General features: G+C 55.8%; 3 protein-coding genes and 1 pseudogene. 1 reads left to right on the top strand and 3 read right to left on the bottom strand.

What is annotated here, in order from left to right; translation table 11 throughout:
* A partial coding sequence (locus H5U08_RS09090; RefSeq protein WP_297032346.1) for a beta-L-arabinofuranosidase domain-containing protein occupies positions 1-1,752 on the bottom strand: 1,752 nt, incomplete at its 3' end.
* 669 nt (positions 1,753-2,421) lie between these two features.
* Here H5U08_RS09090 and H5U08_RS09085 point away from each other — a divergent pair.
* Positions 2,422-3,897 carry a cellulase family glycosylhydrolase gene (locus H5U08_RS09085; protein WP_297032345.1) on the top strand — a complete coding sequence of 492 codons (1,476 nt, stop codon included), beginning with the start codon at positions 2,422-2,424 and terminating at the stop codon, positions 3,895-3,897.
* A 70-nt stretch (positions 3,898-3,967) separates the two neighbouring features.
* Here the strand turns inward: H5U08_RS09085 and H5U08_RS09080 are convergent, their stop codons facing one another.
* Positions 3,968-4,495, bottom strand: a complete 528-nt coding sequence (locus H5U08_RS09080; protein WP_297032344.1) for an NUDIX hydrolase — start codon at positions 4,493-4,495, stop codon at positions 3,968-3,970.
* Between the two features lie 211 nt (positions 4,496-4,706).
* A pseudogene (locus H5U08_RS09075) lies at positions 4,707-5,517 on the bottom strand (gfo/Idh/MocA family oxidoreductase); the annotation flags it as partial.

Here is a 5,517-nt window from a genome sequence, read left to right as displayed (position 1 = left end):
CTTGTCTGTGCCGCCGTGGCGAACGTAACGCTCGTTAAACTTCAGGGCGAATGTCAGCGGCCCATAGTTTATTGAAACGCTGTTGTGGTTCTTTTCCCAGCGCGTGAGAGTCACTTCCCGCTTCAATTGGAGGATTACCCCATCGCCGGACTGCCAGATTCGCCGCAAAACGATCCAGTGACCGCCCTGAGAAGCGCTGTACTGGAATGCCTCCTCGTGCTTCCCGGAGTGAACTTTGACCTCGGCCTCGCGACACCACATGGGAATCCGCAAATAAAGCGGGAATGCGACAGGTTCAGAAGTCTGCACGGCAAGTTCGATCGTCCCATCAAACGGATAAAGCGTTTTCTCGTTAATTTCCACCTCCACGCCTTTTTTGCCGACGTATGCTTTGACCTGGCTGGGGGCATACAGCACTGCTGCCAATCCATCACCGGGAGCCGCCATCCAGAGGTGCTCTGTAAAATACGGCCATCCGTGCGATACATTGTGCTGGCAGCAGCGATGGCCGTAGGGGTCGAACAAAAACATCGGCCCCGAGTTTTGAACACCTGGGGCTTTGTTGGATGCGTCGGACACCGCGAGGTTAGGCGACGTGAGATATCGGAGGGCTTTCAGATCCGGCGTCATCGAGGCCGGGAGGGAATTGAACGCAACATCTTCACAGCGGTCGGCCCAAAGCGGATCACCGCTGACCCGAACGAGCAGCTCGCAGGAATACATCATTTCCACCATGGCGCAGGTTTCTGCGGCCTGACGCGGATCGCTGTACCCCGGTCGGCAATTCTCGTCTGCGCCATAAAGCCCTCCGGGGACCTGCCCGTAACGCTCGCGAACTTCTCGGTAGTTGTCGTAAGCTCTCTCGAGAAGTTTTAAGTCGCCGGCCTGCTGATAAAATATGCCCGGTGCACGAAAACCTTGGGCAATATTCACGCCGTGCCAGTTAATGACTCCTTGGTCCCAGCGGGCACCACAGCGGTGAATTTTTTCTGCCAAGTCAAGGAGAAATTCGTCCCCCGTCAGGTTATACAGCCAGTAGACACTGACCAAATTGTCGCTTGCTCGCATGGCCTGCCAGTACGGCAGCAAAAAATCCTCGTCGGGCTGGCGGAGTTCCCATTGAAAATATCTCCGCATGGCTTCGATGACGCGTTCGTCGTGCGTGTATTCGTAGTAGGACTGGAGGACGTGCAGCATAATCATGTTGGGCCACACATCCGGTTTCTTGCCGCGGGGTGAATTGATCATTTCAAGATTCCTCCGTGGCCCCAGCCATCCATCCTCCCGCTGACCCTGGAGCGTGGGCTCAATCCACCGCCGGGCTTCGGCGATCATCTCGGGTCGTCCCAGGAGATAAGCCAGATCCCCGTATCCTTTGAGCCAATAGGGAACTTCTTCCCAGAAGCTGCGATCACCCTCGCCGTTCGGGTCGAGCCAGGCGTTCCCTTCCGGAGCGAGAAATTGACTCAATTCGTGCAGGTGGCCAATAAAACCCTCAGCCTCCAGTTCCAGTTGAGTTTTCAACCATCCTTCCGCCCGCACCGCCCCCACGGGAAGTTTGACCAGCGGACTCGGAACAAGCGGGGGACGATTCGCAGGATAGTGATGGATTCCCAGCTCCGCAGGTGGACGTTCCAACACTTGAAACTCCGTTGACATGGGCTCTTCACCAAAGCTGACAACCGCCATGGGAAACGGGCATGTCAGTGCCCAAGCAATAAGAAGAATGTGGCGCGACGTGCTGACCTGCATGCGGGACGTCCCCCTACTGAACTCGAAATGTTAGCTTGTCTCACTCGTTTGGTATTCCCAGTCCTAACCTTACCCCAGCTCGCAGGGCGGGGCAAGCCTGAGACAATCTGAATCCCTCTCCGCTTTCCGCTCCAGCCGCTTCCGCATCTGCTGTGTTATTGTATCGCTCAAACGAGGCACATTCTCGACAGGGACGTGCACGCCAGCGCGACTCATCCGGGATAGACGACATTGGCGCGATCGCGTCCAGTGGGAGGTGCCTTATACGTTCAGTTTCACCGGCCAGGCTCCAACCGCTCGGTTTCATTGCCGGTTAAACGGTAGGGACAATTCATGAATGGCCCCTCCAACGCGTTGTGCCTGTGGCATGTCGGAGGTTTTTCAAAAGTGGGAATGGCTCGGGTCTTCACTGGGCACAATAGGTACGCCCCTCCAAAGTACTTCGCGGCGGGACCCGCCTGTTACATTCGCTTTCTGACTGCGTCACTCATCATGCCGTGGAGAAACAACATCATGGCGCTGGATAACGAGCAGGAGCTCAAGAGTTGCTCCGCAATGGTGAGTTCTGTTCTGAGCTGACGCTTGCAGTACAATAGGACCCGGTAAGCGTTCGGATTGCGAGATAATGAGCAATCGACCAGGGCACGCCTGTAACGGAGGTGTGATTCGATGGGCCAGCGTGACGCGAAATTATTATTTCACCGTTTGAGGTGTTTCCTCACAGGTGCATTTGCACTGGCCATGTGGATGAGTACCGGCGCTCAGGCCTTTCCAGGCAATGCGTCGTCACTCAAGAAAATACGGGTTGATGCGCAGCGGCGGTGCTTCGTCACCGAAGATGGCAAAATCTTCGTCCCGTTCGGCGTGAACTATTTCCGGCCGGGCACCGGTTGGGCTCCTCAGGTGTGGAAGAAATTCGACGCGACGGCTGTCCGAGAGGATTTCCGTCGCATGAAGGCGTTTGGTGTCAATTGCGTGCGAGTTTTTCTCACCTTCGATTCCTTTTATCGCGAGCCGGGACGGCTTGAGACGTTTGGCCTGGATCGCTGGGAAGAATTCCTTTCTATCGCGGAGGAATACGGAATTTATGTTCACCCTACCGGGCCGGACCACTGGGAGGGCCTTCCAGCCTGGGCCCGGAGGGATACAATTGCAGATCCGCAAGCGGTTGCGGCGCTTGTCGAGTTTTGGAACTTGTTCGCAGGCCGGTATCGTGGGCGGCCGGTTATCTTCGCCTACGATCTCCGCAACGAACCAAGCGTTCCCTGGGAGAACTCGGAGCTTGCGCGTCGGTGGCCTGACTTTTTGCACCGCAAATATGGATCGCGACAAGCGATGGCGAAGGCCTGGGAAGTCGAAATTACCGAGGAAGCCTGGAACAAGCCACAAGTCCCGCCGCTGGATGGTCCACAGCAGGCCATTCTCGATTATCAAAATCTTCGCGAGGAGGTCGCCGACGAATGGACCCGACGTCAAGTGGAGGCGATTAAAAGCGTTGACCCGGAGGCATTGGTGACGGTGGGGCTGATTCAATGGAGTGTCCCGGTACTCCTGCCGGACCTTAGAACCTATTCCGGCTTTCGGCCAAGTCGTCAGGGGCAATTCTTGGACTTTCTGGAAGTGCATTTCTATCCACTTGCACGCGGCTTCTATGAGTATCGAAGTGAGGAAGATCGGTTGGCCAATTTGGCCTATGCCGAATCGGTGGTCCGGGAGGTCGCGCGACCGGGGAGGCCCGTCGTGGTGGCCGAATTCGGCTGGTACGGCGGTGGAAAGCTGACGATCAACAATGGACGGCATCCCCCTGCAAGCGAAGAACAACAGGCAGCGTGGTGTGCTGAGTTAATCGCTGTTACACGAGGACTGGCGTGCGGTTGGCTGAATTGGGGACTTTACGACCACCCCGAAGCACGGGACGTCACCCAGTTGACCGGGTTATTCCGCGTTGACGGAACACCAAAAGCTTGGGCCCACAAGTTTCACGAATTAAGTGCGACGATCACATCTTCCTGCTGCCTGCAGTGGGCGGAGTGGGAGCAGAATCACCCCCGACCGGCGTTTGACTTTGACCGTGCGATCTCCGACCGCAATTATGCTTCCAAGTTCCGCCAGGAGTATTTGAAACGCTTCCGCGCGGCGAAATAAGTATTGCGATGAGCCCGTGGCACGAAACTCATCCCACGAACAAGATCTTTCATGGGGGCGTCGTTGCGATTCAGCCAACAAATTGACCCTGCGAGAAAAAAACAAGCAGGGCAATGATGGACTTGGCGTCGCAAATGAGCCCTTCGCGAAGAGCTTTTTTGCATTGCTCCACTGTGGCGATTTCCACATGAAGGTCCTCGTCCGGTTCCAGGTGGGGTGAGCCAGGAACAAGGTCGCGTGCAAAAAAGAGGGTCATACGCTCGTTAGTGATACCCGGCGAAACGTAAAACTCGAGGATTTCCTGCCAGATCCTTGCCGTGTATCCGGTTTCCTCGCTGAGTTCACGGATGGCGGCCGCCTGCGGATGCTCGCCGGGCCGCCGTGTGCCGGCCGGGATCTCGAGGAGCTCCCTGTTCACCGCCCAGCGGCGATTGCGCACGAGGACAATCCGCTCATCATCTAAAATCGGCAGAATCGCGACCGCACCAGGATGATTCACATAATAGAGAGGCTGCGGAGATTCCTGGGGGCCTGCTTTTCGCACCACCTGAAACTTCGGCGCTTCGAATACAACGTCTCCGTCGCTCCAAACGTCCATGAGGCTCTCCGGATCGTCAATAAATTTATGTGGCGAATATTTAAATCACTGTGATCACTCAATCTCTGAGCGTTATTTTGAATATTGGCTGCGTCCTTTGACTCGGACATTCTCGCCGCGCCCATCGTTATTCCAAGCAAAAGCCGCCGGTTAGACGGACCTTGCGAGCGGTGCTGAACAGCAACAAATTGCCGATTGGATACGCAGGCTTTCAGGTGAATGTCGTAATACCGGGAATTGCCGTGGGATAGATGCCATCGGGGCCCGGCTTGACAGGCGGGTCGATGTCAAAACCGTACCGTGGAAGACTGAACGAATGGGTGGACCGCATCGCTTCTTCCCAGGTGATCAATTGCCCCGTATAACACACCATTTGCGCCAGAATACCCAGCATGGTGCTCGTGAACATATAGTTACCATTGTTAATCGGCTTGCCTGCACGGATCGAGTCAAACATTTCTTTATGTTCAACATCATACATGCTGACTTTGGGACCAGTGTATTGCCATTCTACCGCGCCTTCGATACGCGGCTTGTTGGGGAGGTAGCATCGTCCTTTTGTTCCGAAAATAATATCGGACGTCTCGTTGTAACATCCGGGAATATCGCGGCAATATCCAAACACGCGGACGCCGTTATCATATTCGAATACGACCGCGTGATGATCGAACTGGTCGCCGTATTTGGGGTCAAGACAGGCCTGCCGACCACCCAGGCCCCACGCGCGAAGCGGCGGCTTATCATCAAGGGCCCAGGAGGCTTTGTCCAGACTGTGAATGAGCTGCTGGCTGGTCTGATCACCCGATAGCCAGTTGAAATGGTACCAGTTCTTGAACTGGTAGTACGCCTCACTCCAGCCTGGCTGTCGCGGTCGAACGACATAAGGAGTTGTGATGTACGTCTCCTGGATGGCGACGATCTCACCGATGGCCCCGTCGAGAACGCGCTTCATGGCCTCGCGCACGCCGTAGTCGTAGCGCCAGCACAGCCCGGAAACCACGGCCAGATTCTTTTTCTTGGCC

Origin of the sequence: Thermogutta sp., assembly GCF_014359955.1 — a bacterium.
Taxonomy (GTDB): Bacteria; Planctomycetota; Planctomycetia; order Pirellulales; family Thermoguttaceae; genus Thermogutta.
The sequence above is the reverse complement of the archived record's forward strand: the minus strand, read 5'-3'. Positions and strand labels throughout refer to the sequence as shown.